This is a genomic window from Veillonella parvula (assembly GCF_018378075.1).
Taxonomy (GTDB): domain Bacteria; phylum Bacillota; class Negativicutes; order Veillonellales; family Veillonellaceae; genus Veillonella; species Veillonella parvula_K.
This window is the reverse complement of record NZ_JAGZYE010000001.1, coordinates 62,863-80,719: the sequence shown is the minus strand read 5'-3', so window position 1 is coordinate 80,719 and position 17,857 is coordinate 62,863. Positions and strand designations below refer to the sequence as shown.

Sequence of the window (17,857 nt, the reverse complement as noted above, 5' to 3'; positions counted from 1 at the left end):
CTGATTAAAACAGTTATATTAAGCATCAATTACGATAGATCCTAAAAGAGGAATGCCCACTTGTGAAAGGCGTTTCTTAGCTTCAATCAAATCTTTTGGACTAGCTACTTCATTTTTAACAACTAGTATTACACCATCTGATTTTTCAGCCAATACAACGGCATCTGTAACAGACAATACTGGTGGTGTATCGATGATAATCACATCATATTCATCACGTACATACTCAAGAATCGTAGGTAATTTGCTGGAGTCTACAATGTCAGATGGATATTCAACAACTTCACCAGCCGTAAGCACATCCAAATGAGGCACTACATTACGATGAATCGTCAAATCTTCATCCATCATTACCGCATTTGTAAGACCTTTATTTTGTACATTAAAGGCTATATGTTGTGCTGGATTGCGTAGATTGCCATCTACTAGAAGAACTTTATTATTATTTTTAGATAAAGCTAATGCTGTATTAGCTGCCACTTCAGAAGTTCCTTCACCACTAGTAGCTGCAGTAATGCAAATAAGTTTACATTTATGTTGGTTACATACATATTGAAGATTGCTACGCAATATACGGTATGCTTCCACAAGTGGCGTATCACCACGTTCATTAGAAATTAGTCTAATCATATTAACCTCTCATTTTGCGCAACAATGCTACGATACGATTACTAGGCTCCTCGTATTCTTTTTCGTTATGATTTGGAATTACGCCCAAGTTTTGAATGCCAAGAATATCATTAATTTCTTGTACAGATTGAACTTTGCGATTACCGAAGAATTGGCCCAATGTATAGAGGCAACCAAAGATGAAGCCTAAAATGGCAGAGCCTAATAGAATAAGAATCTTACGTGGTGCAATCGCCTTTTCTGGCAATGTAGGAGGATCAACGATTTGAACTTCATTTGGTACCATAACCTCTGCTACCTTCGCTTCTTCTAAGCGAGTGGATAACATTTGATAGATATCTTGTGCCACATCTACATCACGTTTTGCTTGGATATAACCACGTTCTTTTTCAGGTAGTCCTTTTATAGCTTCTTCGTTTGCTTTATCTAACTCAGCTAATGTAGATTGTTTACCTTGAGCTACAGCTAACGCAGCTTCATTTTTAAACTTATCCGCTAGCAATCCTTGTTGTGCAGAATTGCTTGAAGGTGCTTGTTGAGATGCAATGGCATTAATTTCAGCATTTAGACCACTTTTAGCTTCTTCAATTTGTTGATTAATTTCTTTCATCGCAGGATGTTCATCAGTATATTTACCAACGTAAGAAGCTTTACGAGATTCTAAATCTGCTAACTGACCCTTGTAGGCTTGAACCGTAGCACTATCAGCGATGCTTTTACCTGCAGAACCTAATTGCTCATTGATACTGCCAAGTGCAGCTTGTGCCGTTTCTAAATCGAGTTGATTTTGAGCCTTCTCACGATCAATTAGAGTAATCTTATCAGTTAAGCCTTTCATCTGATCAGCTGTAGAGTACACCTTATTATCTACTTGGAATTGTTGCAATTTATTTTCTGCTTGCTCTAATTCAGATTTCGCAGTAACAACGCGTTTTTGTAAGAATTCACGAGTAGTTCGTTGTTCAACATGAGAAATTTCGGCAAGACGTTTCAAGAAGGTATCAATAAGTAATTGATTAGCTTCTTGTGCTTGCTCAGGACTCTTACCAGTTACGCTTACTTGTAATAACTCGGTTTCTTTATACGGTTTAGTTTCAATGCGAGTTTTAACAAAATCTTCATATGTTGGCGCATTACCAGTACCTTCAGGATCTTCTATAGCAGCAATCACTGGCTCTACTACATTACGACTTTTTAAAATTTCTGCATCTGTGTTCATCAATTGACGAGACATAGAATCAGAATAGGCATTAGCACTAGATAATACAGAATTGCTCAAACCTTGAGCTTGTTTAATGCGCAACATCGATGTAGATTGATATGTAGATGGTGCAAGAAAGGCATACGCACCACCTAAAACCATACATGCTACCGTAATATTAATAATTTTACGGCGCTTTTTAATGAGGACTCTGCCCACCTCTTTTAAATCAATAATTTGTTCCACCCATATACCCCTTTCTGTAAAAGTATACAAACAACAGGGTCTCTCCCACTTAGAATATTAACTGTACCCACCCTTCTCAATAAAGGCACAATGTATCAAAATTAAAATGGTCTTATACATATATCGGGTAATAAATGTATCGTCCATGACCTATACATTATGATTTGGGTCGTATGTAGGAATGATATCCTGCAACACATTAATTACATCTATATCAGTTTTACATGTATCAAAACGCTCTATTTCACGACTTAGCCATTCTTGATTAACATCTTCTAGAGCTGCTTCAAAAATTTTCTTATGCGTAGTAGTATTCGTACCTTCTCCGGCAGTTAATAGTTCTTCATATAACTTTTCACCTGGACGTAAGCCAGTAAATTCAATACGAATATCCTTATTAGGCTCAAAGCCAGAAAGGCGAATCATATTCTTAGCCAAATCGACAATTTTAACCGGTTCACCCATGTCTAAAAGGAACACTTCGCCCCCATTACCCATGGCACCAGCTTGAAGTACTAATTGACTGGCTTCAGGAATAGTCATAAAATAACGTGTCATCTCTGGATCTGTAACGGTTACAGGGCCACCGGTTTCAATTTGTTTACGAAATAAAGGAATAACCGAACCACGGCTACCAAGTACATTACCAAAACGAACTGTTATAAACTTAGTATCATATGTATGATTCATACCAAGTACAACTTTTTCAGCAACCCGTTTTGTAGCGCCCATAACACTAGTTGGATTCACCGCTTTATCCGTGGAAATCATAACAAATCGATCTACCCCATGAGCTCCGGCTACATCCGCAACATTACGAGTACCATAAATATTATTTAATACCGCAGCAATTGGCTGTATTTCCATAAGCGGCACATGTTTATGAGCTGCTGCATGAAATACTACATCAGGATTATAGTTATTGAAAATTTGTTCTAATTGATTCTTATCGCGAATATCTGCAATGATTGGAACCAAGGTATCTTGGGGAGCAATATTGCGCAATTCTTGATGAATAAGATAAATACTATTTTCACCATGACCTAGGAGCAATAGCTTTTTAGGTTTTACACGTAAAACTTGACGACAAATTTCAGAACCAATAGAGCCCCCCGCACCAGTAACTAAAACTACTTTATCTTTAAGATATGTTTCAACCTTGGACGTATCGAGCTGAATCTCATCACGTTCCAATAAATCCTCAATTGAAACAGGATGTAAATGAGATACAAGAACTTCATCATCAAGCAATTGGTACATCCCCGGTAAAATATTGATTTTACATTTTAAAGGAGAACAGATTTCCATGATTTCTTGAATAATATCTCGCTTCACGGAAGGCATGGCAATAATAATTTCTTCTACCTTATACTTAGCAACTAATGCTGGAATATCTTCACGATTACCGAGAATTCTAAAACCATTCATAAGACGATTATGTTTAAACATATCATCATCAACATAACCAATCACTCGACGAGAACGCTTATGATATCGTTCAATTTCACGAGCTATAGTTGCACCCGCATCACCGGCTCCTATGAGCAATGTATTCACTTGGCCACTTTCACCATCGTCCCCACTGCTATAGTGAAGGGCCACATAATGAAGCAACATACGTCCCATACCAACAGCGCCTGTAGTAAGGAACCATGTAATAAAATAGATGGAACGTGGTAATGACTTACCAAATACAAACATAGAGAAATAGAATAAAGCCGTACCAATTGTAGTCGCTACAAATACTGCTAATACCTCTCGCATCCCTGCATAGCGCCAAATACGTGTATATAAATGCATTATCAAGAACATCAACATATACGAAATAAGTAATAACGGAAGTGCATCCACCATTTGATTAATATATTGAGGTTCTATGTGTCCATCAAATCGAATAAAAAGACTGATAAAAGCAACGATTACAATCGTCACAATATCGGTAATAAACAATATGGATGGTAATAAATATGAACGCAAAAAAACGCCCCCTTATATGATAGATATCGCCTTATCTTTAATCCTTACCTATTCGTGATACCATGTAAGCCCCTGTTAAGATTGGAGCAATATCACGAGCAAAGTTGATGCGACTATTCTTAGTTAAGTAAAGAATATCACCTTCACGCATGATGTAGTTTTCAGACATATCTCCAGTTTGTAAAATACGATTCAAATTGATAGGAATCGGTTTCTCTGGATTATCTTGATGAATCAAGTAAATTTTCTTCTTTGCTGTATCCCAGTTAAAACTACCTGCAGCCCCAATCGCATCAATAACTGTACTAGATTTAGTCAACGTATAGGCGCCAGGCTTATTAATTTCACCAAATACATATACGCGAACGCCGCCCAATTTCGATACATTTACTGTGATATCAGGATTAATGATATAACGAGACAGACCTTGCTGTAACTCAGCTGTAAATTCATCTACAGTTAAGCCATCTGCTTTTACGGCACCAACCATAGGGAACGATACATATCCATCTGGTCTAACGGTATACACAATATCATTACCATTACGCGTACCAAGCTCTGCCTGCTGAACCACTTGAATATTCAGTTCATCTCCTTGACGCAGACGATATTCTTTATCAGAGCTAATTACGGATGCACTAGTTTCCAATGGGGCATGGCCTTCCATTTGTACATTCTTAGCATTATAAGGCTGATTAGTATTTATATTAACTGGCGCAGCCATAGCCATTGTTGTAGTACATAAGAATGCAGCCATCATCATATACTGTTTCTTCTTCATACTTACCTCTTTTTCTATTCAACTTATTTAATTCATCACTTAATTATTGATGTATCTTATATCTAAAAAATCAGTCATGCTATTTTATCATTTTTTTAAATATACTTCTACAAATCTAGTATGTTCCAAGCGAACTTCATAAAACCTTCAACAACTATTCCTTAAAAATACAGTATTTTCAATATATGTTCATTAATTATTATTTGCTGTTTTCATTCCTAATTCACTAGTTTTATTATTGAAATTTGTAAAAATAATAAAATATATTTAAACTCACTTCATTATCAGCTCACATAGTTCTTCTATTTATATCAGAATTAGTGATAAAAAAATAAGGTGTATATACTAGAAATCTAGTATATACACCTTATTCAAAGTTTTTGACACTAATGATCGCTCTATATAATTAATTATTCAACACGACCGCCTAAATAAGCTTCCATAACGCGAGGATTATGGCGAACTTCATCAGCAGAGCCAGATAATACCATTTTACCAGTCTCCAAAACATACGCATAATCAGCAATCTTCAATGCTTGACGCACATTTTGTTCTACTAAAAGAACTGTTGTTCCATCAGCGCTGATTTCTTTAATGGTTTCAAAAATCTCATTTACTACTAAAGGTGCAAGGCCCATAGATGGTTCATCTAATAATAACAATTTTGGACGAGCCATAAGTGCACGACCAATAGCTAGCATTTGCTGTTGACCACCTGATAAAGTACCACCCAATTGATAACTTCGTTCATCAAGAATAGGGAATCGTTTAAATACCTTTTTGATATCTGTTTCGATTTCTTTATCTTTACGTGTATAAGCACCCATTTCAAGGTTCTCATAAACACTCATATCTTGTAGAATTTGACGTCCTTCAGGAACTAAGGAGATACCATTTTGTACAACTTGATGGGTTTGGCGACCTGTAATATCTTGACCTTCAAAAATCACTCGACCAGATGTGGGTTTTACAAGTCCCATAATAGTCTTCATCGTCGTAGTCTTACCAGCACCATTAGCACCAATAAGAGATACAATGGAACCTTGTGGAACTTCTAAACTTATATCTTTTAAGGCTGTAATATGTCCATAACCAGCCACAATATTTTCTAGTTTTAACATATTACACCTCCTCTTTACCTAAGTATGCTTCAATTACAGCTTCATTATTTTGAATTTCTTGAGGTGTACCTTCAGCAATTTTCTTGCCAAAGTTAAGTACTACCAAACGATCACAGATATTCATCATCAATTCCATGGCATGTTCGATAACCACAACGGTAATACCTAGGTCACGAATCTTGCCAATCAATTGACGCAGAACTTCAGTTTCACTATCATTCATACCTGCTGCCGGTTCATCAAGCAAGATTAACTGAGGGTGTGTCGCTAAGGCACGAGCGATTTCAAGACGACGTTGCTTACCATACGGTAATGATGTGGCAACCTCTTCTGCATCTGCTTCAAGACCTACAAGCTTTAAGAACTCATAAGCAATACCACGACAACGCTCTTCTTCAATGCGTTGACGTTTTGTTTTCAAAAAACTAGATAAGAAGCCAGAGCCAGTACGACAATGCATACCGGTTAAAACAGTTTCAAGAGCTGTCATATTGCCAAAGAGACGAATATTTTGGAATGTACGAGCAATCCCCATTTCAACAGTTCTATGAGGCTTGATGCCTACAACAGACATACCATCAAATACAATTTCACCAGAACTTGCAGGGAATACACCAGTAATCAAGTTGAATAGTGTGGTCTTACCAGCACCATTTGGACCGATGACACCAAATACTTCACCTTGTTTAACGCCAAAAGATACTCCTGTGAGGGCTGCAACGCCACCAAAGCTTTTACTTACGTCATTTAATTCTAATAGCATTCAGTTCCCTCCTATCCTTGTTTTTCTTCTTGTTGTTTGCGTTTATATGCTTCAAAACGTTCTGTTAATACTTGTGACTCTGGAATATATAGAGCCTTTTTAAAGCCTAATTTGCGACTAATTTTATCTACCATAGATTCTGTCAGAATACCATCTGGACGAACGGCCATCAAAATGACTAGTAATGCACCATAGATGATGTCCCGATAGTCGGATAAGAAACGCAATACTTCTGGTAATAATGTAAGAATAAAGGAACCTAATACGGAGCCCCATACTACATTGGAACCACCAAATACAGGGAATAACAAAATTTGTACTACTTTATGGTAGCTGAAATCTGTAGGATTAATAAAGTTTGTAATATGCGCATACAAACCACCGCCAATACCAGCGATGAAAGCACCAATGATAAAGGCCATCATCTTGTAGTATACAACGTTAATACCCATCAATTCTGCTGCATGATCATCAGCCTTAATCGCTGCAAAGGCACGACCCACACGGCTATTATTAATCCGTACACAAAAGGCGATAATCAATACTAAAATAGCTAACAACATAATGATAGCCATTAGATTGCCCCATGCAACAGCATCAATGCCCATTAAACCATCGATATCAAGTTCATAGGCTAAGTTTGTTAATTCTTGAGGAATGGATGGAATACCAGAAAGGCCTAATGCACCATTAGTAATATCCAAATTCAAGAAAATAACACGCACAACTTCGCCAAAACCAAGAGTAGCAATGGCAAGATATAATCCGCGAAGACGTGTTGTTGGTAAACCGATAATAACGGCTACAAGGCTAGCAACTAAACCACCAATGATAATGCCTAAAACGATAGGCAAATCAGCTTTCAAAGAAAGGATAGCGCCTACATATGCACCAACGCTCATAAAGCCAGCAGCCCCTAAAGAAAGCTGACCACTTGCAAGTGTGAAATAAATTGAAATACCCATGATGGCATTGATGATGAAAAACATCACGATCTGTAGATAATACGGGTTCAATAAATCCATTATGGTCTCCCCCCTTTATCTTTAGATCCAAACAAGCCTTGTGGGCGCCAGAATAATAATAGGATGATGAGACCAAAGGCCACAGCATCACGGAATGTAGATGCGCCATATGCAACAGAGAAGATTTCTGCTACGCCTAAAATGAAGCCGCCAACCATGGCACCTGTAATATTACCAAGGCCACCTAAGATAAGTACTGCAAGGCCTTTAAAGCCTATAATAACCCCCATCGTAGGCTCAATAGCATTAAAGGACAAGCCTACCAACACGCCTGCAGCAGCACCTAAAGCAGATGCAATCATAACTGTAACAGATATAATCATTGTTGGATTAATACCCAAGAGAGCTGCTGTTTCCGTACTCATAGATACAGCGCGAATAGCCTTACCAATCTTAGTTTTCTTAATAACTATATTAAGAATCAGCATTAAAACAATAGAAACGCCTAAGCCAATAATTTGTACCATGGAAATTTTGAAAGCTCCAAAGTCGATTAGGCCACCAATATAGTCTGGTGGGAACGATCTAGTTTGAGGGCCCCAAAGCAATAATGCCAAACTTTCAAGGAAAATAGAAACACCAATGGTACTAATAAGTGGTGCCAAGTGAGACACCTTTTTCTTACGAAGTGGACGAAGCGCCACAAATTCTAAAAGATAACCAAGGATAGCACCGACAGCCATAGCTACGATAAGGGCTACAAAAATGTTAACGTCAAAAACAGTTACCATAAAAAGACCAACGAAGGCACCTATCATAAAGATGCCTCCGTGTGCCATGTTGATGATATTTAAAACGCCAAACACAAGTGTTAAGCCAATAGCGAGTACAGCATATAAGCTACCGAGGGTTAACCCGTTAACTAATTGTTGTAAAAACACTATACTACCTCAACTTTTATTTTTTTAATGCGTCAAATTGACCGTTTTTAATTTGTAAAACTTGAACTTCCATGGAAGGGTCGCGTTTTTCGTTGAACTTGAATTGACCAGTTACACCAACAAAGTCAGCAATATTTTTCAAAGCTTCTCGGAATTTTTCACGATCTGTAGTGGAACCTGCTTTTTTCAAAGCTGCTTCATAGAGGTATACCGCATCATAAGCTTGAGCTGCGAATTGGTCTGGTTCTTTACCGTATTTATCTTTATAAGCTTTACGGAAATCTTTTACCTTTTGATCGTCTTTGTTAGGGAACCAAGGTGTACCTACGATAACGCCATCAGCTGCAGCACCTGCAATTTTAATGAATTCAGGGCTGTTAAAGCCATTGGAACCAACTACAGGTTGATTCATACCCATTTCACGCATTTTTTTCATGATTAATGCGCCTTCTTGGTAAAGAGAAGCAACTACGATAACATCAGGTTTTGCTTGTTGAATCTTAGTTAATTGTGCAGAGAAATCAGTATCTTTATCTGCAAATGTTTCAGTATCAACGATTTGTACGCCTTCAGATTCCAATGCTTTACGAGCTGTATTATTTACAGATACCATTTGGTCATTATTGTTGGAGTACATAATAGCTGCAGTTTTGAAGCCTAAAGTTTTATGTGCTTCTTTAATTGCAGTATCTACTGCCAAGGATTCAGGTACAGCATTACGGAAAATGTAATCGCCGATATCTGTAATACCTTCAGCAGTTGTAGATGTACCAAGAGCTACGATTTTACTTTTGTTTGCTACAGGACCAGCTGCCATCATTTCACCAGATAACATTGGGCCGATAACAGCTACAACTTTATCCTTAGAAATTACTTTATTCATTGCATTAATTGCTTCGTTTTTATCACCTTTAGTATCTTCTACTAATAAGTTAATTTTTACAGCATTTGCATCTGCATTGATTTCGCTTACTGCCAATTCTGCACCAGCTTTAATGGACTCACCATATGCTGCTGCACCACCAGTTGTTGTTGTCAACAATGCGATTTTAGCTTCATTGCTATTTGCATTACCTGCATCTTTATTGCTGCCACAACCAGCAGCAACTGCCATTACACCAGCAAGGCCAAAAATGACTGCTTTTTTTAACATGGATTTATTCATGTTACACCCTTCCTTTAAAACATAAAACTTTGATTCTATACCTATATTATGAGAAATTTCAATCTTTTGTCAATTAAAAGAAAATGATTTTAATTCCTTAATAATATATACATTAAAAAGCTATTCACATAGCCGTTCCCACTTCTCATATAATGAATCCAACTCAGTTTGAGTCTCTTCAATTTGTATGGAAATTTTAGACATTTCATCTAAATCTTGTTGTACTACAGGATTAGCTAATTGCACCTCATACATTTTCATCGTCGCCTCGAGGCGAGCAATTTCAGCTTCTACCTCAGCTAATTGTTTTTCTACCATATAAGCATTTGGCTTCTTCTGATTTTCCTCTGTAGCTTCTGATACTGAAAGCATTGACTCATTAGTAGGAGTAGCTTTACTATCACGCTTACTGCTATCAGAGTTTTTCCCATTAGCCAATGCTAATAAATCTTCTTGCTCTTTCAGCTTTTCCTTATAGTATGAATAATTACCGAGATACTCTGTAATTTTACCTTCATCTAGAATTACTGTTTTTGTAGAAACTTGATCCAAGAAGTATCTATCATGAGAAATAATAAAACAAGTCCCTTCAAATTGTTGCAATGCTTCCTCTACAATTTCTCGTGTAGGAATATCTAAATGGTTTGTCGGTTCGTCTAAAATTAGAAAATTATCTCCTTGAAGAAATAATTTAAGCAAAGCTAAACGAGCGCGCTCACCACCAGATAATTCACCTACTAGCTTAAATACATCGTCCCCTTTAAACAGGAAAGCCCCCAGCACATTACGAGCCTTATCCTCGCTGTAGTTAAAGTGATTCATGATCTCTTCCACTACCTGCCAAGAATCATGCAATTCTTCGTGTTCTTGTGAGAAGTAACCGACTTGTACGCGATTGCCAATATCCACATGACCAACTTCAGGGAATAGTTCTCCTACAATGGTTTTCACCAGTGTAGACTTACCCGCGCCATTAGGTCCAATAAGCGCTACTGATTCACCTCGTCGAACAACTAGAGAGATATCATCAATAATGCGACTTTCACCATATCCGACAGATAAGTGATCTAAGACTAAAACCTTATCAGCACTCATCGCAGCAGGAGGAAAAGAAAATTGTAAATGATGTGAAGTAACAGGTGCCTCTAGCCGCTCTAATCGATTTAGTTGAGACTGACGACCACGAGCCATTTTAGACTTGATACCAGCGCGGTATTTATCTATATAAGCCTCTGTTTTCTTAATATACTCCTGCTGTTTTTCATAGGCCACCATATCAGCCTTTAAACGTTCATCACGTTGTTGAATATAGCGACTATAGTTACCACGATAGGTTGTAGCCTTGTGATTATCTAACTCCACAACACCTGTGACGATACGATCTAGAAAATATCTATCATGGCTGACAATGAGAATACCACCTTGATAGGCAGATAAGTACCCCTCTAACCACTCCAGCATATCCATATCTAAATGATTAGTCGGTTCGTCTAAGAATAAAAAATCAGGACTACGTACTAACGCTTTAGCTAAATTGATACGCGTTTTTTGACCACCTGAAAAAGCATTAGCCGGCTTATCTAAGTCATCATCAGTAAAACCAAGACCATAGACTATGCGCTTTGTCTTTTGCTCGTAGTCATAACCACCTAGCCATTCTAGACGATTCTGTAAATAATCTAAGCGTTGTAAATCCGATTCGCTAGCCTTTTCGGTTTCCAAGCGACTAGTGAGCTCTTTTAATTGTTTTTCCAATGCATGAACATCAGCCCAAGCCTTTTCGATTTCCGTAGCAAGGCTATCATCTCCAAGATTTACATCTTGTTGTAAATAGCCAATACTAGCAACAGGCGACTTGACTACATTACCTTCATCGAGTTCTTCATAGCCTAATATGCACTTTAACAAGGTAGATTTCCCAGCCCCATTAGGGCCTACCAATGCGAGTCGATCCCCTTCTTTTATCTCAAAAGACACATTGGAAAATACTTGGCGCACTCCAAATGATTTTCCAAGGTCTATCATTCGAATGCGTTCCATTCACAACCTCCTAATCATTTACTCTTCATTATACCACAGTTGCCCTCACTAACATTAACATTTCTATAGAATCTTTTGTTTTTCGACTATGACGGAATAATTTTCCTAACAAAGGGATATCTCCCAAAATAGGTATCTTTTGTATTTGATGTTGATCTCGATTGTCCATGAGTCCACCAATAACTAACACTTCTCCTGGTTGTAATCGTACTCTTGTATGTGCTTGACGTGTGCTTATTTTGTAGGCTTTCATTTCAGATACCATAATAGGTGTACTCACTTCTGCATGTATTTTAGCATCTACACCACCATCAGCAGTAATGATAGGAGTGTAATTCAACTTAATGCCCACCTCTTCATAACGAGTAGAACGCTTTCGTTCGCCATTCACTTCTGACTCCTCTATAACAGGTATTCTTTCACCTATCAAGATATGCGCAGTCTCACCATTGAGAGCCATGATAGATGGTTTTGCAATTAGAACGGCCTTACCTGAGCTTTCCATAAGACTTAGCTCTGGCTTTACAAAGAACTTATAGGCTTCCCCAGTCGGTGTTTTGCCAAAGGTAACGGCACCATAGGAATGTGTTTTATCTTCTCCATGAGCGGTCAAGCTAAGCCAAGACCATCTAAAACCTTGTTCCTTAGCATAGGATTGTTCCATAGCAATGATGGTAGCTTCCAATTGCACTTGTTTTGGTTCCTTGTCGATAGCACGTACTAAGTTTTCTACACGTCGCTTTTCTCCGCTCGTCAAATGCATAATTACTTCATTTTGTTCTGAAAGCACTGCCATTTTATCGTTTTTTACCACTGTGCCTACCACATTTTTCAAAGACTCAGCCGGTAAATGTTCAGGTGATATAACATATAGTTCTCTTTTTTCAAGTGTTTCATCATCAGAATCAATAAGAAGGGTATTATGCTCCTTCGATACGGAGAAATGATATAACTTACCTAATTCATTAATAATCCCTTCTGGGGATTCTCCCGTTACAGTGGCCGTAATACTCTCTTTTAACGACTCTACACCAATAACAGATATACCGTAACTACGACAAATTCCTAAAACGGTTTCCTTTAAGGATGCATTGCGTACAGAAATCGTTATGAGTTTGTTCTCAATATTTTTTTCATTTTTAGCTACTTCACCACTATTTACGATGTTTTCAGAACTACTAGTAGTTATCCTATCAGTACCATTAGCAAATACCATGAACGGAGTTACAAGCATTACGACCATCCATAAGCTTATTTGCAATATAACTGTCACTATAATCTTATCTATATATTTTAGACCTATAAAGCTTACTCGATTCTTAGCCACCGTGATGAACCTCCTTCAATAATTTCTACACCACTTGCAGTTATCTTAGATACTGATATTTCTTTCCACACACTTCCTATACTAACCATTTGTTCCTCTGTACCTTTTCGTAAAATAGCAATATTCTGTTGTCCCTCAATAATACCTATAAGCTCTATGGGATGTTGTTTGGTAGGATTACTTATAGAAGGTTGTATACTAGATTCAACTCGTCTAGCACTAATATCTTTAGCTTTTAATTCAATATAATTACCACTATGCTTTTTATTATTTCTTATTTGTTGATATTTTTCATTTCTACGACTTTTATCTTCCGCTTTTCCAAAAGTACTCATTTCATCATCGGACTCATATAAGTTGTTATTTATATCAACGAAATTGCCATTGCTATCTTTAGTTATCTTATTCTGACCAAGTAATTCATCTATAGGAATATCTTTAAAAACCTCTCGCCAAGGATTTGCTCGCTCAACACCGGTAATATCATATAATAATCGTCCATGAACATCGCTTTTTACCTCTCTATCCTTTACATTTTTTATATCACTTTCATCTTTAAAATAGTTCTTTCCTTTCCCATTTCTATTATCATGTGTTGTTTCTTTTGATAATTTTTCTGAGCCTCGTTCAATTTGATTAGCATCTCTACCATTAGATTGATCTAAACTAATATGAACATTTTCCTCCTCATGTGGATAAAAAATACCAATACCTAAAAGGGTAACCGTAATGATAAAGAAAATACCAAGTGCAAACTTATAGTGGCGCATAATAAAATGCTGCTTATCAATCCACATTTTCATACGTTCTATATAGTCTCGTAAATTCATAATCCACCTCCTGCTGACATATTCTAGGAGGCTCTTTTAAAATCCTACAAAAAAATGACTCTACCAGTCACCACGGTGACTAATAGAGTCATTCATTATATTGACAAATCAAAACTATTTGTTCTTTATTTACTACTAAACCCATCTGGATGAGATGTATGCCAATGCCATGCATCTTTGATAACATCAGCAACATTACTAAATTTAGGATCCCAACCAAGTAAATTTTTAATTTTTTCAAAGGACGCAATTAATGTTCCTGGATCACCAGCACGGCGATCACCATATTGAACAGGAATATCGATACCTGTAACCTCTTTTGCAGTCTCGATGATTTCCTTTACAGAGAATCCATTGCCACTACCAAGATTAAATACTTGAGATTCTCCGCCTTTACGTAAGTAGTCCATAGCCAATACGTGAGCAGTTGCTAAATCATTGACATGAATATAGTCGCGTACACATGTACCATCAGCCGTATCATAATCAGTACCAAATACAGTTATATGCTCTCTTTTACCGCGAGCCGCATCTAACACAAGTGGAATCAAATGAGTTTCAGGATGATGGTCTTCTCCAATCATACCAGACGGATCTGCACCGGCCGCATTGAAATAACGCAACGCAACATATGTAGAACCATAGATAGAACTATAATCAGACAACATTTCTTCTATCATCAATTTAGTGCGACCATATACATTTGTTGGTTGCAGTTGAGCATCCTCACGAATAGGCACTACCTTTGGCTCACCATACACAGCAGCCGTACTAGAAAATACAAAATGCTTTATACCTGCGGTACGAGCAGACTCAATAAGGTGATAGGAACCAACTACATTATTTTCATAATAAATAGCTGGATTTTGCATGGATTCACCAACTTGTGAGTGAGCAGCAAAATGCATTACACCTAGGATGTTATGTTCTTTCATAATGCCTACTAGTTTAGGATCTGCAATATCCATATTGTAGAACTTTACCCCTTCAGGAATAGATTCTACATGCCCTCGAGATAAATTATCTACAATGATTGGTGTATATCCTGCTTGTTGTAAAGCACGTACAGTATGACTCCCAATATAACCAGCACCACCTGTTACTAAAATATTCATAGTTCCCCCTCATGAATTATGTACATCCTTTGCTCGAGCCAATTTGGGCCCAATGAGACGCTTATAAACCTCTACCCCTGGTTGATCAAAAGCATCAACGCCCGCAAAAATGGACTCAAAATAAACGGCCCAACAATGCATAAACATAATTTCCCCTAAATGGAATGCGTTTAATGTTGGTACAGTTATAGTCATGTTAAAACGATTGTCACTAGACAAGGCTTCTCTATTAGCATCTAAAGCAATGTTTAAAATATCACAAATGCCTACATCAGATAGAGAGTGTAAACGTTCATATTGACTATAAGAATCTGGAACAATGAGATTATGTTTCCAGTCCTTAACCTTAATAAATTGAACTACCTTATTTAGGCGCCCCTCTTGATGCTCTTGAACTTGAGCATGCATATCCATAGTGCCTACTGCAGCTACTGGCGTACGGCCATATGGTAGACAAGTATTACTCATTTTTCCAAGAGATTCGGATAGGAGCTGTACATACCAATCAGATAATGAGTGGAGTGCTTCACTATAAGGCATAAACACCTCTATAATACGACCATATCGTTCAGATGCAATATATTTCAATAATGCACTTAAAAGGCCTGGATTTTTAAAAATGTCTTCTTCTTGACATGCTACATCCATAGATGCAGCACCAGCTAAAAATCCTTCAATATCAAATCCTACAAGAGCGGCCGTTACAAAACCAACTTCTGTAAATACAGAGAAACGACCACCTACGCCATAAGGAATACTATAGGTCTTCCAATTATTTTCTATCGCCATAGATCGTAAAATCGTAGGATGTTCATCATCAGATACATCTGTAACAGCTATCACTTCGTAGTTAATATTACGATCTTGTAAAGCCTTCTCCAAAATCATGAAGTTAGCCATTGGTTCAATGGTAGATCCAGACTTAGAATTAATAACGAGCATCACCTTATAATCAGGACCTTTTTTCTGAGCTTGACACTCTATCGTACGAATTAGCCCTACTAAGTAATCACCATCCACATTAAAGCCTGCAAAGTACATCCTAGGATAGCCGTCGCGTTCCTCTGCACTGTAGTTATTCCAAAATGCTCCACACTGCACATCAAAAATAACTTTGCTCCCCAAATAGGAGCCCCCAATACCTACGGATACAACCGTATCAATATTATGGCGTGCGTAGTCACGTAATTCGTAAAGCCGCTCTAACATATCTGGTGTATTGATACCATCTTCTGAAATATATGGAAGTTGGTAAAACAACACAGGTTCAGGTAAACCATCTTTAGAAACATGACCTTCTTCGAAGCCTGTAGAACGCAAAATATTTGTATGACGCCATACATTTTGTATAGCCCGTTCAAAATTATTCACATCGCGTTCTTGTATGCAACTTTCATTATATATATTAGCATAATCTAACTCAAAACCTGATTGTAATCGCAACATCAAATATCTCCTTCACTGACATTTTATGTACAATATTCTTTTATTATACCATAAAAGAATGAATAAAATATTAGTTTATACAATCATTTTACCCACAAACCATAACCGAATCCAACTGCATATACAGACCAAAGTAATGCAAAAGGAATGGCTAATTTAAATTTAATTTTTAATGTCTTATGACGCCATAGGACCATGCCTAATAAAGCACCAACACCCCCAAAGGCAAACGCTAAAAATAATAATGTAAACTCTGAAATTCGATCATATCCATTAATGGCACATAATTTATCATATCCATACAGACTAAATACGATAAGATTCCAAATACCTACGGTCACCCAAAATTGCGTATCACTCATATCCCCAAACCTTATTTTTCTTACTTATGATGAGCTTTAAAATATTCCAATGTCTTTTGTAAACCAGCTTCTAATGTTGTAGTGGCAATAAAACCAAAATCACGTTCAGCTTTCACATTACTTAAGCGCGAATGTTTAATATCCCCTATACGTTCATTTTCATAATAAACCATAAAATCTGTCCCACTAATAGCCCGGAATCGCGTAATCAACTCATTCACAGATGTTCCCATATTGGTAGATACATTATAAATACCTGTGCATTGACCATTCTCCATAGCCTTAATATTAGCATCTACCACATCATCTACATAAATGAAATCTCTAGTTTGCTCACCATCACCAAATACAGTTAATGCTTGCCCTTTGACAATCAAGCGGTTGAAAATACTGATAACACCACCTTCACCGCCATCACCTTGACGTGGTCCATATACATTTGCATATCTAAAGCATACTGTATTTAATCCAAAAGCTTCATGATAAATTCGCAAATAACCTTCTGCAGTAAGCTTTGTCAAGCCGTAAAAAGACGAAGGCATACCACTCAAGTCTTCAGTCAATGGCAATACTGCCAAGTCGCCATATACAGCAGCTGATGAAGGCATTAAAAATTGTTCAACATTCACTTTACGACAAGCATCGAGAACATTAATAAGCCCTATTAGATTTACATCACAGTCATAACTTGGGTTCTCCATAGAGGATTGTACCATTGTTTGCGCCGCTTCATGGAAAACAATAGACGGCTTAAACTCTTCAAATACAGATAGTAATTTTGGATCTCGTACATCCATCTCAATAAATTGAGCATCTTCATGTACAAAGGAGCGCATACCTGTAGATAAATTATCTATAACGAGTACATCATGACCTAATTCAATTAATCTATCAACTAAATGGGAACCAATAAATCCGGCCCCACCAGTAACACATATATTCATAGC

The 17,857-nt window shown here is 37.3% G+C and carries 16 protein-coding genes; all 16 read right to left on the bottom strand.

Annotated elements, in window-relative coordinates:
* Positions 1–18: 18 nt before the first annotated feature.
* The 16 genes from KH286_RS00360 to KH286_RS00285 all read right to left on the bottom strand — a co-directional run bounded on the left by KH286_RS00360 (position 19) and on the right by KH286_RS00285 (position 17,854).
* Positions 19–630 (bottom strand): CpsD/CapB family tyrosine-protein kinase, encoded by a 612-nt coding sequence (locus KH286_RS00360; protein ID WP_004693382.1) that lies wholly within the window; start codon positions 628–630, stop codon positions 19–21.
* 1 nt (position 631) lies between these two features.
* Positions 632–2,077 carry a GumC family protein gene (locus KH286_RS00355; protein WP_278617509.1) on the bottom strand — a complete coding sequence of 482 codons (1,446 nt, stop codon included), beginning with the start codon at positions 2,075–2,077 and terminating at the stop codon, positions 632–634.
* Between the two features lie 150 nt (positions 2,078–2,227).
* A complete protein-coding gene (locus tag KH286_RS00350; RefSeq protein ID WP_278617508.1) occupies positions 2,228–4,054 on the bottom strand; it encodes a polysaccharide biosynthesis protein in 1,827 nt (608 codons plus the stop codon).
* Positions 4,055–4,091: 37 nt separating this feature from the next.
* Positions 4,092–4,835 (bottom strand): polysaccharide biosynthesis/export family protein, encoded by a 744-nt coding sequence (locus KH286_RS00345; protein ID WP_156697465.1) that lies wholly within the window; start codon positions 4,833–4,835, stop codon positions 4,092–4,094.
* A gap of 410 nt (positions 4,836–5,245) precedes the next feature.
* Positions 5,246–5,956: an ABC transporter ATP-binding protein gene (locus KH286_RS00340; RefSeq protein ID WP_008600622.1), complete on the bottom strand. Its 711-nt coding sequence runs from the start codon at positions 5,954–5,956 to the stop codon at positions 5,246–5,248.
* A 1-nt stretch (position 5,957) separates the two neighbouring features.
* Positions 5,958–6,719: an ABC transporter ATP-binding protein gene (locus KH286_RS00335; RefSeq protein WP_008600621.1), complete on the bottom strand. Its 762-nt coding sequence runs from the start codon at positions 6,717–6,719 to the stop codon at positions 5,958–5,960.
* 11 nt (positions 6,720–6,730) lie between these two features.
* On the bottom strand, positions 6,731–7,744 hold the full coding sequence (locus KH286_RS00330) for a branched-chain amino acid ABC transporter permease (protein ID WP_278617507.1): 1,014 nt from the start codon (positions 7,742–7,744) through the stop codon (positions 6,731–6,733).
* Positions 7,744–8,625 carry a branched-chain amino acid ABC transporter permease gene (locus KH286_RS00325; protein ID WP_024061206.1) on the bottom strand — a complete coding sequence of 294 codons (882 nt, stop codon included), beginning with the start codon at positions 8,623–8,625 and terminating at the stop codon, positions 7,744–7,746. Before KH286_RS00325 ends, KH286_RS00330 begins: the two co-directional genes overlap by 1 nt.
* A 16-nt stretch (positions 8,626–8,641) precedes the next feature.
* Positions 8,642–9,790 carry an ABC transporter substrate-binding protein gene (locus KH286_RS00320; RefSeq protein WP_118091540.1) on the bottom strand — a complete coding sequence of 383 codons (1,149 nt, stop codon included), beginning with the start codon at positions 9,788–9,790 and terminating at the stop codon, positions 8,642–8,644.
* Positions 9,791–9,910: 120 nt separating this feature from the next.
* On the bottom strand, positions 9,911–11,830 hold the full coding sequence (locus tag KH286_RS00315) for an ABC-F family ATP-binding cassette domain-containing protein (RefSeq protein WP_278617506.1): 1,920 nt from the start codon (positions 11,828–11,830) through the stop codon (positions 9,911–9,913).
* Between the two features lie 28 nt (positions 11,831–11,858).
* Complete coding sequence (locus KH286_RS00310; RefSeq protein ID WP_278617505.1) at positions 11,859–13,157, bottom strand: type II secretion system protein GspD; 1,299 nt, start codon at positions 13,155–13,157, stop codon at positions 11,859–11,861.
* Positions 13,139–13,987 (bottom strand): hypothetical protein, encoded by an 849-nt coding sequence (locus KH286_RS00305; RefSeq protein ID WP_278606834.1) that lies wholly within the window; start codon positions 13,985–13,987, stop codon positions 13,139–13,141. The genes KH286_RS00310 and KH286_RS00305 overlap by 19 nt, the downstream gene beginning before the upstream one ends.
* A 125-nt stretch (positions 13,988–14,112) precedes the next feature.
* On the bottom strand, positions 14,113–15,102 hold the full coding sequence (gene galE / locus KH286_RS00300) for a UDP-glucose 4-epimerase GalE (protein WP_278617504.1): 990 nt from the start codon (positions 15,100–15,102) through the stop codon (positions 14,113–14,115).
* Between the two features lie 9 nt (positions 15,103–15,111).
* On the bottom strand, positions 15,112–16,548 hold the full coding sequence (locus tag KH286_RS00295; RefSeq protein ID WP_278606832.1) for a glucose-6-phosphate isomerase: 1,437 nt from the start codon (positions 16,546–16,548) through the stop codon (positions 15,112–15,114).
* A gap of 83 nt (positions 16,549–16,631) precedes the next feature.
* Positions 16,632–16,910 carry a DUF1294 domain-containing protein gene (locus tag KH286_RS00290; protein ID WP_008600612.1) on the bottom strand — a complete coding sequence of 93 codons (279 nt, stop codon included), beginning with the start codon at positions 16,908–16,910 and terminating at the stop codon, positions 16,632–16,634.
* A 20-nt stretch (positions 16,911–16,930) separates the two neighbouring features.
* Positions 16,931–17,854, bottom strand: coding sequence for an NAD-dependent epimerase/dehydratase family protein (locus KH286_RS00285; protein ID WP_278617503.1), 924 nt, complete (start codon positions 17,852–17,854; stop codon positions 16,931–16,933).
* Positions 17,855–17,857: the final 3 nt, after the last annotated feature.

Excerpts from the sequence above, each read along its gene's own strand:
- KH286_RS00360 (WP_004693382.1), bottom strand. The coding sequence starts at position 630 with ATGATTAGACTAATTTCTAATGAACGTGGTGATACGCCACTTGTGGAA.
- KH286_RS00345 (WP_156697465.1), bottom strand. The coding sequence starts at position 4,835 with ATGAAGAAGAAACAGTATATGATGATGGCTGCATTCTTATGTACTACA.
- KH286_RS00340 (WP_008600622.1), bottom strand. The coding sequence starts at position 5,956 with ATGTTAAAACTAGAAAATATTGTGGCTGGTTATGGACATATTACAGCC.
- KH286_RS00335 (WP_008600621.1), bottom strand. The coding sequence starts at position 6,719 with ATGCTATTAGAATTAAATGACGTAAGTAAAAGCTTTGGTGGCGTTGCA.
- KH286_RS00330 (WP_278617507.1), bottom strand. The coding sequence starts at position 7,744 with ATGGATTTATTGAACCCGTATTATCTACAGATCGTGATGTTTTTCATC.
- KH286_RS00320 (WP_118091540.1), bottom strand. The coding sequence starts at position 9,790 with ATGAATAAATCCATGTTAAAAAAAGCAGTCATTTTTGGCCTTGCTGGT.
- KH286_RS00315 (WP_278617506.1), bottom strand. The coding sequence starts at position 11,830 with ATGGAACGCATTCGAATGATAGACCTTGGAAAATCATTTGGAGTGCGC.
- KH286_RS00305 (WP_278606834.1), bottom strand. The coding sequence starts at position 13,987 with ATGAATTTACGAGACTATATAGAACGTATGAAAATGTGGATTGATAAG.
- galE (WP_278617504.1), bottom strand. The coding sequence starts at position 15,102 with ATGAATATTTTAGTAACAGGTGGTGCTGGTTATATTGGGAGTCATACT.
- KH286_RS00295 (WP_278606832.1), bottom strand. The coding sequence starts at position 16,548 with ATGTTGCGATTACAATCAGGTTTTGAGTTAGATTATGCTAATATATAT.
- KH286_RS00290 (WP_008600612.1), bottom strand. The coding sequence starts at position 16,910 with ATGAGTGATACGCAATTTTGGGTGACCGTAGGTATTTGGAATCTTATC.
- KH286_RS00285 (WP_278617503.1), bottom strand. The coding sequence starts at position 17,854 with ATGAATATATGTGTTACTGGTGGGGCCGGATTTATTGGTTCCCATTTA.